17 protein-coding genes are annotated in these 15,643 nt (G+C 72.5%); 4 read left to right on the top strand and 13 right to left on the bottom strand.

Translation table 11 applies throughout. The annotated features are described in order from the left end of the window. Both ACIY1X_RS17475 and ACIY1X_RS17470 read right to left on the bottom strand, forming a co-directional pair. Positions 1 to 767, bottom strand: a 767-nt coding sequence (locus tag ACIY1X_RS17475; protein WP_399682847.1) for an oxepin-CoA hydrolase, alternative type, incomplete at its 3' end; no start/stop codon positions are given. Positions 768 to 769: 2 nt separating this feature from the next. Next, positions 770 to 2,290 carry a 3-hydroxyacyl-CoA dehydrogenase gene (locus ACIY1X_RS17470; protein WP_399682844.1) on the bottom strand — a complete coding sequence of 507 codons (1,521 nt, stop codon included), beginning with the start codon at positions 2,288 to 2,290 and terminating at the stop codon, positions 770 to 772. Between the two features lie 133 nt (positions 2,291 to 2,423). Between ACIY1X_RS17470 and ACIY1X_RS17465 the strand changes: the two genes are divergently transcribed. Continuing rightward, positions 2,424 to 4,538: a tetratricopeptide repeat protein gene (locus tag ACIY1X_RS17465; protein ID WP_399682842.1), complete on the top strand. Its 2,115-nt coding sequence runs from the start codon at positions 2,424 to 2,426 to the stop codon at positions 4,536 to 4,538. A gap of 21 nt (positions 4,539 to 4,559) precedes the next feature. Here the strand turns inward: ACIY1X_RS17465 and ACIY1X_RS17460 are convergent, their stop codons facing one another. The 4 genes from ACIY1X_RS17460 to lexA all read right to left on the bottom strand — a co-directional run bounded on the left by ACIY1X_RS17460 (position 4,560) and on the right by lexA (position 8,005). After that, positions 4,560 to 5,744 carry an MFS transporter gene (locus ACIY1X_RS17460; RefSeq protein ID WP_399682839.1) on the bottom strand — a complete coding sequence of 395 codons (1,185 nt, stop codon included), beginning with the start codon at positions 5,742 to 5,744 and terminating at the stop codon, positions 4,560 to 4,562. Next, positions 5,741 to 6,748: a D-2-hydroxyacid dehydrogenase family protein gene (locus ACIY1X_RS17455; RefSeq protein ID WP_038209204.1), complete on the bottom strand. Its 1,008-nt coding sequence runs from the start codon at positions 6,746 to 6,748 to the stop codon at positions 5,741 to 5,743. The genes ACIY1X_RS17460 and ACIY1X_RS17455 overlap by 4 nt, the downstream gene beginning before the upstream one ends. Positions 6,749 to 6,865: 117 nt before the next feature. Beyond that, entirely contained in the window at positions 6,866 to 7,189 is a 324-nt protein-coding gene (locus ACIY1X_RS17450; RefSeq protein ID WP_399682836.1) for a hypothetical protein, read from the bottom strand. 123 nt (positions 7,190 to 7,312) lie between these two features. Beyond that, on the bottom strand, positions 7,313 to 8,005 hold the full coding sequence (gene lexA / locus ACIY1X_RS17445; RefSeq protein WP_038209200.1) for a transcriptional repressor LexA: 693 nt from the start codon (positions 8,003 to 8,005) through the stop codon (positions 7,313 to 7,315). An 87-nt stretch (positions 8,006 to 8,092) separates the two neighbouring features. Here lexA and ACIY1X_RS17440 point away from each other — a divergent pair, with 87 nt between their 5' ends. Then, entirely contained in the window at positions 8,093 to 9,076 is a 984-nt protein-coding gene (locus ACIY1X_RS17440) for an asparaginase (protein WP_399682833.1), read from the top strand. Between the two features lie 95 nt (positions 9,077 to 9,171). On the opposite strand, the gene adk is transcribed toward ACIY1X_RS17440, so the two are convergent. The 6 genes from adk to ACIY1X_RS17410 form a co-directional block, all read right to left on the bottom strand. Next, entirely contained in the window at positions 9,172 to 9,828 is a 657-nt protein-coding gene (gene adk / locus ACIY1X_RS17435; protein ID WP_038209192.1) for an adenylate kinase, read from the bottom strand. Positions 9,829 to 9,961: 133 nt separating this feature from the next. Beyond that, entirely contained in the window at positions 9,962 to 10,723 is a 762-nt protein-coding gene (gene kdsB / locus ACIY1X_RS17430) for a 3-deoxy-manno-octulosonate cytidylyltransferase (RefSeq protein ID WP_038209191.1), read from the bottom strand. 39 nt (positions 10,724 to 10,762) lie between these two features. After that, positions 10,763 to 10,945: a Trm112 family protein gene (locus tag ACIY1X_RS17425; RefSeq protein ID WP_038209189.1), complete on the bottom strand. Its 183-nt coding sequence runs from the start codon at positions 10,943 to 10,945 to the stop codon at positions 10,763 to 10,765. Continuing rightward, positions 10,926 to 11,903 (bottom strand): tetraacyldisaccharide 4'-kinase, encoded by a 978-nt coding sequence (gene lpxK, locus ACIY1X_RS17420; protein WP_399682830.1) that lies wholly within the window; start codon positions 11,901 to 11,903, stop codon positions 10,926 to 10,928. Before lpxK ends, ACIY1X_RS17425 begins: the two co-directional genes overlap by 20 nt. 23 nt (positions 11,904 to 11,926) lie before the next feature. Next, entirely contained in the window at positions 11,927 to 12,352 is a 426-nt protein-coding gene (locus ACIY1X_RS17415; RefSeq protein WP_038209274.1) for a biopolymer transporter ExbD, read from the bottom strand. A gap of 40 nt (positions 12,353 to 12,392) precedes the next feature. Next, entirely contained in the window at positions 12,393 to 13,031 is a 639-nt protein-coding gene (locus tag ACIY1X_RS17410; protein WP_038209184.1) for a MotA/TolQ/ExbB proton channel family protein, read from the bottom strand. A gap of 318 nt (positions 13,032 to 13,349) precedes the next feature. Here ACIY1X_RS17410 and xseA point away from each other — a divergent pair, with 318 nt between their 5' ends. Together xseA and ACIY1X_RS17400 are read left to right on the top strand one after the other, a co-directional pair. Then, positions 13,350 to 14,684: an exodeoxyribonuclease VII large subunit gene (gene xseA, locus ACIY1X_RS17405; RefSeq protein WP_399682828.1), complete on the top strand. Its 1,335-nt coding sequence runs from the start codon at positions 13,350 to 13,352 to the stop codon at positions 14,682 to 14,684. A 47-nt stretch (positions 14,685 to 14,731) separates the two neighbouring features. Beyond that, positions 14,732 to 15,313, top strand: a complete 582-nt coding sequence (locus ACIY1X_RS17400) for a superoxide dismutase (RefSeq protein ID WP_399682825.1) — start codon at positions 14,732 to 14,734, stop codon at positions 15,311 to 15,313. A 72-nt stretch (positions 15,314 to 15,385) separates the two neighbouring features. On the opposite strand, the gene ACIY1X_RS17395 is transcribed toward ACIY1X_RS17400, so the two are convergent. Further along, a partial coding sequence (locus tag ACIY1X_RS17395; RefSeq protein ID WP_399682823.1) for a DUF192 domain-containing protein occupies positions 15,386 to 15,643 on the bottom strand: 258 nt, incomplete at its 5' end.

Here is a 15,643-nt window from a genome sequence, read left to right as displayed (position 1 = left end):
GGCGCGCGCTTGTCGAGAAAGGCCGCGATGCCGATGCCGGCGTTGGGATGGTGCAGGTTGCGCACGAAGTGTTCGCGCTCGCGCAGCATCTGCGCGTCGATGCTGGTGGATGGCGCCTCGGCCAGCAGTTCCTTGATGCTGGCCAGCGCGTTGGGCGCGCCCTGCGCGAGCCGCTGCGCGAGCGCCAGTGCGGCCTCCAGCGCGCGGCCCGCGTCCGCCAGCTGGTTCACGAGGCCGAGCGCATGCAGCCGTTCGGCATCGATGCGCCCGCCCAGCATCAGCCACTCGCTGGCCAGCTGCCTCGGCACGGTGCGGCCGAGCTGCCAGCTCAGGCCGCCGTCGGGCGAGAGGCCCACCTTGCTGTACGAGGCGGCGAACACGGCGCCGCGCGCGGCCACGACGAAGTCGCAGGCCAGCGCCAGCGAGAAGCCGGCGCCGGCGGCAGCGCCTTCGACGGCCGCGACCACCGGCTTGGGGAAGGTGCGGATCGCGTCGATCCAGCCGTGCAGCGCGTCGATGCTGTCGGCCTGCGCCTGCGGTTCGCGCTGGCGGTTGGCGGCCAGCCGCGGCAGCGAGCCGCCGGCGCAGAACCACTCGCCTTCGCCGGTGATGACGACGCAGCGCACCTCGGGGCTGTTCTCCGCGCCTTCCAGCGCCTCCACGCCGGCGGCGTAGATCTCGGGGCCCAGCGCGTTGCGCTGGCCGGGGTTCGACAGCGTCAGCACCATGGTGCTGCCTTCGGTCGTGCTCTTGAGTTCAGCCGCCATGTTCATTCATCCTCATGCTTCAGGCTCAGGCCGAGCGCGCCGCGCCGGCGCAGCCAGGGGCTGGGGCGGTAGCGCGGATCGCCGTAGACGGTCTGCAGGTTGAACAGCACTTCCAGGATGCTGGTGGGGCCGTACAGGTCGCCCATCGCCAGCGGGCCCTGCGGGTAGCCCAGGCCGAGCGTCACGGCCGTCTCCAGGTTGGCCGGCGTGCAAATGCGCTGCTGGCAGATGTCGGCCGCGATGTTGACGATGCTGGCGACTACGCGCTGGGTGATGAAGCCGCCGCTGTCGCGGATCACGCTCACGGCCTTGCCGTCGCGGGCGAACAGGGCGTGCGCCGCGTCGCGCATGTCGGGCCGGGTGGCGGGGTTGGTGGCGAGCACGCGGCGCCTGGTCGCGACGTCGTCGACCAGCATGTCGATGCCCACCGTGCGCGTCGGGTCCAGCCGCTCGACGGCGGCGACGGTGGTGACGTCGAAGCCCAGCGGCGCGACCACGATGAGCGCGCCCGCGGACGGTGCCGCTCCGCTTTCCAGCGTGGCGCCCAGGCCGTGCACGAGGCGCAGCAGCTCGGCGCGCCGCGTGGCGCGCGCCGGCACCCACACCGGCGGCAGCGTGGCGGGTGCAGGCACCGTCGGCTCGGGCGGCCGCTGCGCCACGCCGTCCACGTAGCGGTAGAAGCCTTCGCCGCTCTTGCGGCCCAGCACGCCGGCGGCCACGCGCTGCGCGGCGATCACGCTCGGCCGGTAGCGCGGCTCCTCGTAGTACTGGTGGTAGATCGACTCCATCACCGGATGCGAGACGTCCAGCCCGGTGAGGTCCAGCAGCTCGAAGGGGCCGAGGCGAAAGCCCGCCTGGTCCGTGAGCACGCGGTCGATGGTGGCGAAGTCGGCCACGCCTTCGCCGGCGATGCGCAGGGCCTCGGTGCCGTAGGCGCGGCCGGCATGGTTGACGATGAAGCCGGGCGTGTCCTGCGCCTGCACGGCGCGGTGGCCCATCTGCGCCGCGTACTCGCGCAGGCGGGCGCACACGGCCGGGTCGGTGCGGAAGCCCGACACCACCTCCACCACCTTCATCAGCGGCACCGGATTGAAGAAGTGGAAGCCCGCCACGCGCTGCGGATGTGCCAGGCCGGCGGCGATGGCGGTCACGGACAGGGAGGAGGTGTTGCTCGCCAGCACCGTGTCGGTGCCCAGGGTCCGTTCGAGTTCGGCGAAGAGCGCGCGCTTGGCGTCGAGCCGCTCGACGATGGCCTCGATCACCAGGTCGCAGCCGGCCAGTTCCGCGGCCGATCCCACCGGCTTCAGGCGGGCCGCGAAACCGGCCACCTGTTCGGGCGTCAGCCGGCCCTTGTCCGCCAGGCGCTGCCATTGGGCGCGGATGGCGTCGGCGGCCTGCGAGGCCGCGCCGGGGGCGGCGTCGAGCAGGCGCACCTCGCTGCCGGCCTGCGCGGCGATCTGGGCGATGCCCCGGCCCATCGCTCCCGTCCCGACGACGGCGAGTCGCGAAAAATTCACAATCATGCTCAAAAAGTATTCAGAAGTTGGACTGGCGGGTTAGGAGTGTCAAAATGTGTCAACTTTTGACTTCCTTCGAACGGCACCCATTGTGCGATTCCGTCACGCTGCGGCGACCCTGTTTGTACTCGGGTTCGTGGTGCCTGCCTGGGCGTTGACGCTCGGGCCTCCCCGGGGCACCGCGTGGATCGGCAAGGCGCTGGACGTGGCGATCCCGCTGCGGCTGGATGCGGCGGAGGCGGGCGGCTCGCTGTGCCCGAGCGTGGAGGTGGTGCAGGGCGAGGCGGCCATGGACCCGGGCCGCGTGACGGTGTCGCTGGAACCGGGCAGCCAGCCGGGCGCGCCGCTGCTGCGCGTGCGCACCACGCGGCCGGTGGAGGAGCCCATCCTGACGATGACGGTGCGCGCGGGCTGCGCCGCCACGTCCACGCGCAGCTATGTGCTGCTGGCGGATCCGCCGCCGGTCGAGGCGACGCCGCCTGTCGTGCCGGGTGCTGTTGCGGAACGCGCGGCCGGCGAGGTGTCGTCCGCCGTCGCATCGACCCGGCCGGCGGTGCGCGCGAACCGGGTCCGGCGCGCGCCGGAGGGCAGCGGCGGGGCGCAGGCGTCCGCGCCGCGCCCGAGACGGGCGACAGCAGCCGTGGCGTCCGGCAGCACGCGCAGTGCCGCAAGGCGGGCCGTGGCGCCGAAGCCGCGGCCCGCGCCTGCGGCCAGCGCCGCCGCCGAGGCGCCGAGCGGTGGTGGCGGTCGCCTGCAGGTGGATGCGCTGGAGCCGCTGGCGCCGCGCCCGGTTGCCGCCGCGCAGGCCGCGCCGGCGGCTGCGGCGGGCGTCGCCGGCGGCGCGTCCGCAGCTGCGTCCGGGGCCGCTCCTGCGCCGGCCGGTGACGCTGGCGTGGCTGCCGCGTCGCCGTCCAGTCCGCCGGCCGAGGCCGCCTCGCCGTCCGAGGCGGCCGTGCGCGAGGCCGAACGCACGGTGATGCTGGAAAAGGCGCTGGCCGAACTGCGCGAGCAGACCGCGCGCAACGAGCAGACCCTGCTCGAACTGCGGCGCGAACTCGCGGCCGCGCGCGAGAGCCGCTACAGCAACCCGCTGGTGTACGTCCTGGCCGGGCTGCTGGCCCTGGCGCTGCTGGCGGTCGCGATGCTCTGGCGCCTCTCACGCCGAGACCACGAGCCGATCTGGGTGGAGCCGCGTGCGGCCGGGGGTGGCTCCGCCCGCAAGGGCCGCTTCGCCGCCACGGTGGGCGACCCGGACACACTGCCGGGCCCGGACACCGGCGAGGCAGTCAAGACGCACGAGCCGGGATCGTCGCCGGCGATGCGGACGCTGGGCGCCGCGGCGGTGGCCGTGGACGAGGAAGAGGACGACGGCGCTGCCGACGCGGACGTCCAGGCCCGGCATGCCGCCGGCGAGGACTTCCACGCCACCATGCCGGGGCAGCTTCCCACCTCGCGCTCGGTCAACACCGAGGAACTGTTCGACGTGCAGCAGCAGGCGGAATTCTTCCTCTCGCTCGGGCAGCACGAGCAGGCGATCGAGGCGCTGTCCGAGTACGTCGCCATGCATCCCGACACCAGCGCGCTGGCCTACCTGGAGCTGCTGCGCATCTTCCATTCGCTCGGCCGCATGCTCGACTACGAGCGCGTGCGCCGCCAGTGCCAGCAGGCGCTGAACGTGCGGGTGCCGGCCTTCGACGAGTTCCAGGAACAGGGGCGCCCGCTCGACCACTACGACGAGGTGCTGCGCCGCATCGAGGAACACTGGCCCGGCCCCGAGTCGCTGCCGGTGATCGAGGAGCTGCTGATGCGCAAGCCCGGCGAGGAGGGCGCCGCACCCTTCGACCTGGCCGCCTACCGCGAACTGCTGATGCTCTACGCGATGGCCCAGGAGCCGCCGGCGCAGGCCGATGCGCCGCGCGTGAGCGTCTACGAGACGCTCACGCGGCACCACCAGCGCGAAAGCACCCTGCCGATGGCCCTGTCGACCCAGCCGGCCCCGCTGGACGATCCGCTGTCGCAGCGGGACACCCTGCTGTTCGAGCGGCCGCGGGACTTCTCGCCGACGCGGCCGCCGCACCCGCTGACGGCCACGCTGGACTTCGACCTGGACGAACTCCAGGCGCCGTCCGTCGAGACGCTGCCGCAGGCGCTGCGCGCACGGGACGCTGCGGCGGACAGCCCGTCGGCGGACATCGATCTGTTCGATCCGCGGGTGGAGTCCGGCATCGAACCCGGCGTCACCCGCCGGCGCTGACCGGGCACATGCCGGCCCGCGTCAGCGGTGCGGCCCCGCCCGCCGGTCGAGCAGGGCGCTGAGCCCCAGCGCGCCGAGCAGCAGCAGCACGCCGGCCCAGTTCATCCACGCGTCGGCGCCGCGCGCCATCAGCCAGCCGCCGACGGCCGTGCCGGCCGCCTGGCCGGCGTACATGGCGGAGCTGTTGAGCGCCACCGACCCTGCCGCCAGCGCAGGAGCCAGCGCCACCAGCCGCGCCTGCTGGGCCGAGTTGGCCGCGAAACAGCCCAGGCCCCACGGCAGCAGCACCGCCGCCAGCGCCAGCCATCCGCCCGCCAGCCCGAGCGGCCAGCACAGCAGGCTCGTGGCCATGCAGGCCGTGGTGGCCAGCACCACGCGCCCGGTGCCCAGCCGGTCGACCAGGCGGCTGGCCAGCACGTTGCCGAGCAGGCCGAAGGCGCCGAACCAGGCCCAGACCAGGCCGAGCTGCAGCGCGTCCGCGCCGAGGTGGCGGCGCAGCAGGGGCGCGAAGAAGCTGAAGACGACGAACTGCCCCGCCGCCTGCAGCACCGTCACCGCGATCACGCCCGGCAGCAGCCGGTGGCGCGCCACCTCGCCCCAGGCGCGGCGCGACATCGGCGCCGGCCGCACGCCCGGAGGCAGCGTGCGCCAGACCCACGCGGCCGCCAGCACCGCGCCGGCTGCCACGGCAACGAAGGCCGCCTGCCAGCCGAAGCGACCGCCGACGAAGGCGCCCAGCGGCAGGCCCGCCACCGAGGCGAGCGACCAGCCCAGGAAGATGAAGGTCACCGCCCGGCCGCGCTCGGTGGCCGGCACCAGCTGGCCGATGCAGGCCGCGGCCTGCGGCGTGAAGACGGCGGGCGCGATCACCGTCAGCATCCGCAATGCCATCAGCTCGCCGAGCCCCGTCACCGCCAGCGCGGCGAGGTGCCCGGCGGCATACCAGAGCAGGGAGAGCGTCAGCAGCACGCGGCGGTCCCATCGCGCGACGGCGCTGGCCAGCAGCGGCGCACCGATGCACATGACGGCCGCGGCGGCCGTGATGAGCTGCCCAGCGACGGCGGGCTCGACCCGGAAGGCGCGGCTGATCTCGTTGAGCGTGCCGGCGACGATCATCACGCCGGTGCCGATGACGAAATTGCCGGCCAGCAGCGCCCACTGCGCAGCGCGCGCGGCGCGTGCGCCGTCGCCGGCGTGGGAACTCACCGGCGGACCTGCAGCGCGCCGGGGTTGACGATGTTGGTGGGGTTGCCCTTGATGAAGCTGACCACGTTGTCGAAGGCCTGGCCGAAATACATCTCGTAGCTTTCCTGCTCCACGTAGCCGATGTGCGGCGTGCAGATGCAGTTCTCCAGGCGCAGCAGCGCGTGGCCCTGCAGCGGCGGCTCGCTCTCGAACACGTCCACCGCCGCCATGCCCGGACGGCCGCGGTTGAGCGCCGCCAGCAGGGCGTCGGCCTCGACCAGCTCGGCGCGCGAGGTGTTGACGAACAGGGCCGTCGGCTTCATGCGCATCAGGTCCTCCAGCCGGACGATGCCGCGCGTGTCCTCGGCCAGGCGCAGGTGCACCGACAGCACGTCCGCGTTCTCGAACAGCGCCTCGCGGCTGGGTGCGATCTGGAAGCCGTCGGAGCGGGCGCGTTCGCAGCTCGCCTCGCGGCCCCAGACGATGACCTGCATGCCGAAGGCCTGCCCGTAGCGCGCCACCAGCTGGCCGATGCGCCCGTAGCCCCAGACGCCCAGCGTCTTGCCCTTGAGCACCATGCCCAGCCCGAAGTTGGGCGGCATGGAGGCCGACTTCAGCCCCGACTGCTGCCACGCCCCGTGCTTGAGGTTGCTGATGTACTGCGGCAGGCGGCGCATGGCCGCCATGATCAGCGCCCAGGTCAGCTCGGCCGGGGCCTGCGGCGAGCCGGAGCCCTCGGCCACCGCCACGCCGAACTCGGTGCAGGCGTTGACGTCGATGTGCGCGCCGGCGCGGCCGGTCTGCGAGATCAGTCGCAGGCGGGGCAGCTTTTCCACCAGTTGGCGCGTGATCTGCGTGCGCTCGCGGACCAGCACGATCACGTCGGCGTCCTTCAGGCGCACCGAGAGCTGGCCGATCCCCTTGACCGTGTTGGTGTAGACCTTGGCTGCGTAGGCGTCGAGCTTGGAGGCGCATCGCAGCTTGCGCACCGCGTCCTGGTAGTCGTCAAGGATCACAATGTTCATGGGTTTCCATTGTGCCTTGCGCATGCCCGCGCATCGGGGCCGCCGGGGCTCCAGAGTGCCCTTGGAAGGGCGTGGTGCCGGCGCGCCGCCTTAGTGCGGGCGCCCCAGCTGCCGGCGTCAGTGCGTGAGCGGCGACCCGGCTGCCTCCAGCGCGGCCAGCCGCTCCAGCTCGGCGCAGACCTCGTCCATGCGGCCGGAGATGACCACGCCGCCTGCGGCCGGGCGGCCTTGCTGGCCGCGTTCGACCAGCCGGGTGATCTTGAGCGGCCTGGCCGGCCGGATGGCCTGCTGCGCCGCGGCGCTGCCGTGCAGGCCGCAGGCCGGCCGCACGGCCACGTAGCGCAGCGCGTGGCGGCGGCGGTGCCGGCTCTCCATCCAGCGGCCGGCGATGGACTGGAAGGGCACGAACAGGTCGGCCAGGGTGAGCAATGCGATTCCCATGTGAACTCCTGAGGGAAGGTTGAACACAGGCAGGATTCGTCGGTGGAAGGCCGCGCCAGGGTGATGGCCTGCAAGAGCAGCCATACGCCCGCCACCTGGCACGGCCCGGAATCGGTGCGGGTGCTACATCAGCATCGTGTTGCGGATCAGGCCGACGGCCAGGCCCTCGATCTCGAAGGGCTCGCCGGGCTGCACCACGATGGTGGGGTAGTCGGGGTTCTCGGCGTGCAGCTCGATTGCGTCGCGGGTGCGCTTGAGCCGCTTGACCGTGACTTCCTCGCCCAGGCGCGCCACGATGATCTGGCCGTTGCGCGCCTCCCTGGTGGCCTGCACGGCGAGCAGGTCGCCGTCCATGATGCCGGCGTCGCGCATCGACATGCCGCGCACCTTGAGCAGGTAGTCGGGCTTGTGCTGGAACAGGGTGTTCTCGACGTAGTAGGTCTGGTCGACGTGCTCCTGCGCCAGGATGGGCGAGCCGGCCGCGACGCGGCCGATGAGCGGCAGCGCGAGCTGGGCGATGCCGGGCAGGGCGAGCGACATCTGGCTCGTGCGCGACTCGCCCAGGGCGCGCAGCGCATCGCCCTTCAGGCGGATGCCGCGCGAGGTGCCGCTGACCAGCTCGATGACGCCCTTGCGTGCCAGTGCCTGCAGGTGCTCCTCGGCCGCGTTGGCGGACTTGAAGCCCAGTTCGGCGGCGATCTCGGCGCGCGTGGGCGGCGCGCCGGTGCGCGCCATGACACTGCGGATCAGGTCCAGGATCTGCTGTTGCCGGGCGGTAAGCTTGACGGCGAAGGGCGAGGCGGGCAGGTTGAGCATCGGACGACTCCTTGCAAGAACGCGGATGACCGGGGCAGGCCGGACACTGATTGCGCATCCAGTAACTGTATTTTTAACCAGTTTCTCATGATTGACAAGTGCATCGCATCACCGCCGGGGTCGGCGAAGGTCGTCGTGCTGGGCACTGGCGGCACCATCGCCGGCCGGGCCGCCGTGCAGGGCGACAACCTCGGCTACCGCGCCGGCGAGGTCGGCGTGGACGAGCTGCTGGCCGGCATCGAGGTGCCGGGCGTGGCCCTGCAGGCCGAGCAGGTGGCCAACATCGACAGCAAGGACATGGATGCCGGGGTCTGGCGCGCGCTGGCGCTGCGCTGCGCGCACTGGCTCGCGCAGGACGTGGCCGGCATCGTCGTCACGCATGGCACCGACACGCTGGAGGAGACGGCCTTCTTCCTGCACAGCGTGCTGGCGCCGCGGCGGCCGCTGGTGCTGGCCTGCGCGATGCGCCCGGCGACTTCGCTTGCGCCCGACGGGCCGCAGAACCTGCGCGATGCGATCGGCGTCGCGGCCACTCCAGGGGCGGCGGGCGTGCTCGCGGTGTGCGCGGGGACGATCCACGGCGCTCAGGCGGTGCAGAAGGTGCACCCCTACCGGCTCGACGCCTTCTCCTCCGGCGACCTCGGGCCGCTGGGCGTGATCGAGGAAGGCCGCGTGACGCTGGCGCAGGGCTGGCCGGCATCGCCGCCGGCGGCGCCGGCGCTCCTGCAGCGCATCGCCGAGCAGGCGCCGTGGCCGCGCGTGGAGATCGTGCTCAGTCACGCCGGCGCCGGCGGACGGCTGGTGGATGCGCTGCTGCGTGAACGCGCGCAGGACCCTGCCGTCGGCGTGCAGGGCCTCGTGCTGGCCGGCACCGGCAACGCGACGCTGCACCGGGACCTCGAATCGGCGGCGCAGCGGGCGCAGGCGGCGGGCGTGACCGTGGTGCGCACGACGCGCTGCCCCTTCGGCCGCGTGCTGGCGTCGGGCGCAGAGGCATTGCCGGAGGCGGTCGATCTGCCGCCGGTGAAGGCGCGCATCGCGCTGATGCTCTCGCTGATGCAGGCCGGCTGAGCCGGCCCGATGCGGCAAAAGAAAAGCCACTGCCCCGCGGGGGAGTGGCTTCGTCTTCGCGCCGCCGGCTGCAGGCCGGTGGGAAGGGGGCAGGCTCAGCCGCCCAGTGCCTCGAAGGCGCGGCGGGTGATCTCGTCGACCGAGCCCACGCCGCTGATGGCGCGGTACTGGGGCGCGCCGGCCGGGTCTTGTGCCGCCCACTGCCGGTAGTAATCGACCAGTGGGCGCGTCTGCTGGCTGTAGACGTCGAGCCGCTTGCGCACGGTCTCTTCCTTGTCGTCGTCGCGCTGGATCAGGTCCTCGCCGGTGGCGTCGTCCTTGCCTTCCACCTTGGGCGGGTTGAAGCGCACGTGGTAGGTGCGGCCCGAGGCCGGGTGCGAGCGGCGGCCGCTCATGCGCTCGATGATGTCCTCGAAGGGCACGTCGATCTCGAGCACGTAGTCGAGCTTGACGCCGGCCGCCTTCATCGCGTCGGCCTGCGGGATGGTGCGCGGGAAGCCGTCGAACAGGAAGCCGTTGGCGCAGTCGGGCTGGGCGATGCGTTCCTTGACCAGGTTGATGATCAGGTCGTCGCTGACCAGGCCGCCGGATTCCATCACCGTCTTGGCCTGCAGACCCAGTGGCGTGCCGGCCTTGACGGCTGCGCGCAGCATGTCGCCGGTGGATATCTGCGGGATGCCGTATTTCTGGCAGATGAAGGTCGCCTGGGTGCCTTTGCCGGCCCCGGGGGCGCCCAACAGGATGAGTCTCATGGTGTCCTCGGACGGTTCTTGGAATTCGTGCCGCGGTGCCGCAGGGCCTGCGTGCCGCGCGCGCCTCGCCTCGGGCGCCAACCGGTCGAGGATAGCATGCGCTCACGGGCTGACGGCCCGCTTGCAGGGCCGTTCAGGCGCCCGCCAGCAGGGCGCGCACGCGCTCCAGGTCGGCTGGCGTATCGACGCCCGGGCCGGGCGCGGCGGCGCTGACGTGCACGGCGATGCGGTGGCCGTGCCAGAGGGCGCGCAACTGTTCCAGCGACTCCAGCCGTTCCAGCGGCGAAGGCGCCAGTCGGGGGAACTGCCGCACGAAGCCGGCGCGGTAGCCGTAGATGCCGATGTGCCGCAGCGGCGGGGGCGAGGGCAGCCCGGTGGGGGTGCCCGAGGCGGCGAGATCGCGCGGCCAGGGGATGGGCGCGCGGCTGAAGTACAGCGCCATGCCGGCGTCGTCCGTCACGGCCTTCACGACGTTCGGGTTCAGGTAGTCGTCCAGGCTGTCGATCGCGTGCACGGCGGTGCTCATCGCCGCCTCGGGCCGGCGCGCCAGGGCGTCGGCCACGGCGTCGATCAGGGCCGGGTCGATCAGCGGCTCGTCGCCCTGCACGTTGACGACGATGGCGTCGTCGGGCAGCGCGAGCAGGGCGCAGGCCTCGGCCAGCCGGTCGCTGCCGCTGGGATGGTCCTGGCGGGTGAGCAGCGCCTGCACGCCGTGCGCCGCGCAGGCCTGCACGATGCGCTCGTCGTCGGCGGCGACGACAACGCGCTGCGCGCCGGACAGCGCCGCGCGCTGCGCCACCCGCACCACCATCGGCAGGCCGCCGATGTCGGCCAGCGGCTTGTCGGGCAGGCGCGTGGAGGCCAGCCGCGCGGGGATCAGGACGACGAAGCTCATGACATGGTCTCTACGCTTGCCACTTCGTGTGCGCTGCGTTCACAGGCCCAGTTCTTCGTCGGTCATCGGCCGGGCTTCGGTCTCGAGCAGGATGGGGATGCCGTCGCGCACCGGATAGGCCAGCCGCGCGCTGCGCGAGGCCAGTTCCTGCTTCTCGGCGTCCCAGGTCAGCGGGCCCTTGGTGACGGGGCAGACCAGCAGTTCAAGCAGCTTGGTGTCCATGCCGGGATGATAGTTGGGCGTCCAGCGCAGAGAAGAAGGCAGGCTCGGGCGCGAGCAGCAGCGGCACGGCCAGCGCGTCCGGCGCGACGCGCCAGAGCTTGGCGGCGTCCTTCTCCGTGCACAGCAGGGTGGTGTGCGCGGGCGGCTGCCAGCCGTCGAAGTCGTGGTGGTCGGGCAGCGCGATGCATGCGTGCGGCCGCACGCCGCGCTCGGCCAACATCTCGAAGAAGCGCTGCGGCTGCGCGATGCCGGCGACGGCCACGATGCCGCCCTGCCCGGCGAGGTCGGCCAGCGGGACGCGCCGGCCCTCGCGGCCGATGGCGTGGTCGTCCAGCCGGCGCGGCGCGTGGAAGCCGGCGAAGGCGGGCTGCCGCCCGGTGTGGACCACGATGTCGCAGCGGCGCGGCCAGGGCTCGCGCAGCGTCCCCGCCGGCAGCAGCCAGCCGTTGCCGATGCCGCGGTCGTCGAAGACGCAGATCTCCACGTCGCGCTGCAGGGCCAGGTGCTGCAGGCCGTCGTCGCTGACGATCAGCTGCAGTCCGGGCTCGCGCGCGAGCAGGGTGCGGGCGGCAGCGACGCGGTCGCGGTCGACCTGCATGGGTGCGCCGGTGGCCTGGTGGATCAGCAAGGGCTCGTCGCCGACGTCGCGCGGGTCGCTCGTTGCGATGACGGGCCGGCCGTCGTCGGTGCGGCGCCCGTGGCCGCGCGAGACCACGCCCACGCGCCAGCCGCGCGACTGCAGGTGGCGCACGACGGCGATGACCACCGGCGTCTTGCCCGCGCCGCCGGCCACCACGTTGCCGACCACCACCACCGGCACGGCCACCCGCTGCGAGCGCAGCCAGCCGCGCGCGTAGGCGGCGCGGCGCAGCGCGGCCAGCAGGCCGAACGGCAGCGAGAGCGGCCACAGCAGGCAGGCCAGCGGGCCGCGGCGGGTCCAGGCGCGCTGCAGGCCCATGGGCTGCTCCAGTGCGCGCGGGCTCAGCGCGCAGCCTGCGCGGTGGGCTGGGTGGCGAAGGTGATCTGCATCAGGCCGCTGCGGCGTGCGGCCTCCATCACGGTGATCACCGACTGGTGGGCGGCGGCGGCGTCGGCGCTGATGACGACGACACCGTCGCGCCGATCGCCCGCGGCGGCCTGCAGCGCGGCGGTGACGGCGTCGACGCTGCGCTCGGGCAGCACCGTCTTGCCCACCGCGAAGCGGCCGTCGGCGCCCACCGCCACGACGATCTCGCGTGGCCGGTCGCGCTGCGGCTCGGCGTCGGCCACCGGCAGGCGCACTTCCATCTCGGTGAACTTGCTGTAGGTGGTCGACAGCATCAGGAAGATGAGGATCACCAGCAGCACGTCGATGAACGGGATCAGGTTGATCTCCGGCTCCTCGTCGCTGCCGTGGCGGAAGTGCATGCGGCTCATCGCGGGGCTTTCGGTGCGGCGGCGGCGCGGCTCACTTGCCGCTGCGCAGCGTGGCCAGGTGGCGGGCGAAGCGCTCGCCCGCCAGTTCCAGGTTCAGCAGGTACTCGTCCACGCGGGTGCGGAAGTAGCGCCAGAAGATCAGCGCCGGGATGGCGATGATCAGGCCGAAGGCCGTGTTGTAGAGCGCGACCGAGATGCCGTGCGCCAGTTGCGCCGGGTTGCCGCTGCCCACGCCGCCGCTGGCGGGCGACTGCGAGCCGAAGATCTCGATCATGCCGATCACCGTGCCCAGCAGTCCCAGCAGCGGGGCGGCCGAGGCGATGGTGGCCAGCGCGGGCAGGTAGCGCTCCAGCTTGTGCGCCACGGCGCGGCCCCTGGCCTCCATGGCCACGCGCACGTCTTCCTCTGTGCTGCGCGGATGGGTGTTCATGGTGCGGAAGCCCGCGGCCAGCACCTCGCCGAGGGCCGAGCTCTGCTCCAGGCGCGTCACCACGTCCGGGCCGGGTACGCCGCCCTGCGATGCGGCGATGGCCTCGTCCAGCAGCTTGGGGGGCAGGACCTTGGCGGTCTTCAGGCTCACGAAGCGCTCGATGACCAGCGCAAGGGCCAGCACGGAGCACAGGAGCAGCGGCCAGATCGGCCAACCTGCGGCAACTATGATCGAAAGCAAGAGGTTCCTCCGGGCCCGGGGCCCCGCGAAATGGCGGCGATTATGACCGAGCCCTCGAGCGTGAAATGCGGCCGGCAAGCTGTCGGACTTCGCTCACAGATTCTGTGGACAACTTTGTGACTAACCCCGTTGGCAACCGTCCGCAGGCCGCATCGGCCGGGGCCTGCAACAGATCGAACGATTTTTGGGCAGTGGTTTTCTCTTGCGAATCAAGGGCTTGCACGACACCGTGCGGCTGCGCGGCGCGTTGCACACCCCGTGCGCCGCGGTGGCGGCGCCATGTGGACGACCCGGCGGGCCCGGCGGACGGGCGGCGACATGGATGAGGGCCGCGCCGCGGCGCCCCGCGTGTGGGCGGTGGGCGCGCTGTGCCGGGCCGTGGCCGACGCGCTGGCCGCCCGCTTCAACCCGGTCGCGGTGGAGGGCGAGATCTCCGGTTTCTCCCGGGCCGCGAGCGGGCACTGCTACTTCGCGCTGAAGGACGCGGCGGGCCAGCTGCGCTGCGCCATGTTCCGGCGCGCGGCGGGCCTGCTGGACTTCGACCCCGCCGAGGGCGACCGGGTGGAAGTGCGCGGCCGCCTGGCCGTCTACGAGCCGCGCGGCGATCTGCAGCTGGTGGTGGAAAGCCTGCGCCGCGCGGGGCAGGGCGCGCTGTTCGAGGAGTTCCTGCGCCGCCGCGCGCGGCTGGAGGCCGAGGGCCTCTTCGACGCGGCGCGCAAGCGGCCGATCCCGCCCGTGCCGAGGCGCATCGGGCTGGTCACGTCCCTCGGCGCGGCGGCGCTGCACGACGTGGCGACCGCGCTCGGGCGCCGCGTGCCGCACATCCCCGTGGTGCTGGCGCCGGCCGCGGTGCAGGGCGCCGGCGCGCCGGCGGAACTGATCGAGGGGCTGCGCCGCCTCGCGGCCCTGATGCCGCCGGTCGACGTCATCCTGCTGGTGCGCGGCGGCGGCTCGATCGAGGACCTGTGGGCCTTCAACGACGAGGCGCTGGCCAGGGCGGTGGCGGCCAGTCCGGTGCCCGTCATCGTCGGCGTCGGCCACGAAACGGACGTCACGCTGGCCGACTTCTGCGCCGACCTGCGCGCGCCCACGCCCACCGCGGCGGCGGAGATGGTGTCGCTGCCGCGCGCGCAGTGGCTGGCCGCGCTGGACGACGCGCAGGAGCGCCTGCGCCGCGCCGTGACGGCGCGCCTCGACGCGCAGGCGCAGCGGCTGGACATCGCCGCCGCGCGGCTGGGCCGGCCCTCCGGCGCGGCTGCGCGCCAGCGCCTGCTGCTCGGCCACCTGGGGCAGCGCATGCACCACGGCGTGGCGGCGCGGATGGCGCGCCTGTCGCAGCAGGCACAGGCGCTGCAGGACGATCTCGCCCGGGCCTTCGCGTCGGACCTCGGCCGCCGCCGCGACGCACTGGCCCGCGCCGAACGCCACCTGCAGCTGCTGGACCCGGCGCTGGTGCTGGAGCGCGGCTACGCATGGCTCACCGACGACCAGGGCCGCGCCCTCACGCGCAGCGGCCAGTTGCAGCCCGGCCAGCGGGTGCACGCGCGCCTGGCGGACGGCGAGGCCGGCCTGCGCGTGGAAGAGGTGCGCGGTGCGCTGCCGCCGGCAGACATCGCGCCTGCGTCCGACGCCGGGTCATTCAATCCTTCCTAGAATCATTGATTCGTTCTTCCTTCAACCCACCCCACGAGAGCACAACGATGGAACACGTCCTGCCCCCTCTGCCGTACGCCATGGATGCCCTGGCCCCCGAGTATTCGAAGGAGACGCTCGAATACCACTACGGCAAGCACCATGCCGCCTACGTCACCAACCTCAACAACCTGCAGAAGGGCACCGAGTTCGAGAACATGGCGCTGGAGGACATCGTCAAGAAGTCCAGCGGCGGCATCTACAACAACGCGGCGCAGATCTGGAACCACACCTTCTTCTGGAACTGCATGAAGCCCCAGGGCGGCGGCACGCCCACCGGCGCGCTGGCCAAGGCCATCGACGCCAAGTGGGGCAGCTACGACGCCTTCAAGGAAGCCTTCGTCAAGTCGGCGGTCGGCAACTTCGGCTCCGGCTGGACCTGGCTGGTCAAGAAGCCCGACGGCAGCGTGGACATCGTCAACACCGGCGCCGCCGGCACGCCGCTGACCACCGACGACAAGGCGCTGCTGACGGTCGACGTGTGGGAGCACGCCTACTACATCGACTACCGCAACCTGCGTCCCAAGTTCGTCGAGACCTTCCTGGCCAAACTGGTCAACTGGGACTTCGCCGCGAAGAACTTCGGCTGATCGCGCTGCGGCGCCTGCCCATGCGAAAAGGCCGGTCGATGACCGGCCTTTTTTCGTTGGGACGCCCGCGCCTCAGCGCGCCTTGTCGAAGAAGGGCGCGGCCAGCCGGAAGCCCGGCTTGATGTTCTTCTTGGCGAACCAGCCCTGGTTCATCTCCAGCACGTAGCGCACCGGCTCCCTGGAGCAGTGGCTGTCGGTGGACTGCGGCTGCATGTCCTCGATGTTGACGATGCGCCCGTCGTCGGCCACGAAGGCGGCGGACAGGGGGATCAGCGTGTTCTTCATCCAGAAGCACTGCGGCGAGCGCTCCTCGAACACGAAGATCATGCC

Source organism: Xenophilus sp. (assembly GCF_044462705.1).
In the GTDB taxonomy this organism is placed as follows: Bacteria; Pseudomonadota; Gammaproteobacteria; order Burkholderiales; family Burkholderiaceae_C; genus Xenophilus; species Xenophilus azovorans.
The sequence above is the reverse complement of the archived record's forward strand: the minus strand, read 5'-3'. Positions and strand labels throughout refer to the sequence as shown.

What these genes read in the sequence shown, in the direction of transcription:
- ACIY1X_RS17450 (WP_399682836.1), bottom strand. Translation starts at nt 7,189, where the DNA reads ATGGGAATCGCATTGCTCACCCTGGCCGACCTGTTCGTGCCCTTCCAG.
- ACIY1X_RS17400 (WP_399682825.1), top strand. Translation starts at nt 14,732, where the DNA reads ATGGAACACGTCCTGCCCCCTCTGCCGTACGCCATGGATGCCCTGGCC.
- lexA (WP_038209200.1), bottom strand. Translation starts at nt 8,005, where the DNA reads ATGCTCAACCTGCCCGCCTCGCCCTTCGCCGTCAAGCTTACCGCCCGG.
- kdsB (WP_038209191.1), bottom strand. Translation starts at nt 10,723, where the DNA reads ATGAGCTTCGTCGTCCTGATCCCCGCGCGGCTGGCCTCCACGCGCCTG.
- ACIY1X_RS17425 (WP_038209189.1), bottom strand. Translation starts at nt 10,945, where the DNA reads ATGGACACCAAGCTGCTTGAACTGCTGGTCTGCCCCGTCACCAAGGGC.
- ACIY1X_RS17455 (WP_038209204.1), bottom strand. Translation starts at nt 6,748, where the DNA reads ATGAACATTGTGATCCTTGACGACTACCAGGACGCGGTGCGCAAGCTG.
- xseA (WP_399682828.1), top strand. Translation starts at nt 13,350, where the DNA reads ATGGATGAGGGCCGCGCCGCGGCGCCCCGCGTGTGGGCGGTGGGCGCG.
- lpxK (WP_399682830.1), bottom strand. Translation starts at nt 11,903, where the DNA reads ATGGGCCTGCAGCGCGCCTGGACCCGCCGCGGCCCGCTGGCCTGCCTG.
- ACIY1X_RS17415 (WP_038209274.1), bottom strand. Translation starts at nt 12,352, where the DNA reads ATGCACTTCCGCCACGGCAGCGACGAGGAGCCGGAGATCAACCTGATC.
- adk (WP_038209192.1), bottom strand. Translation starts at nt 9,828, where the DNA reads ATGAGACTCATCCTGTTGGGCGCCCCCGGGGCCGGCAAAGGCACCCAG.
- ACIY1X_RS17470 (WP_399682844.1), bottom strand. Translation starts at nt 2,290, where the DNA reads ATGATTGTGAATTTTTCGCGACTCGCCGTCGTCGGGACGGGAGCGATG.
- ACIY1X_RS17440 (WP_399682833.1), top strand. Translation starts at nt 8,093, where the DNA reads ATGATTGACAAGTGCATCGCATCACCGCCGGGGTCGGCGAAGGTCGTC.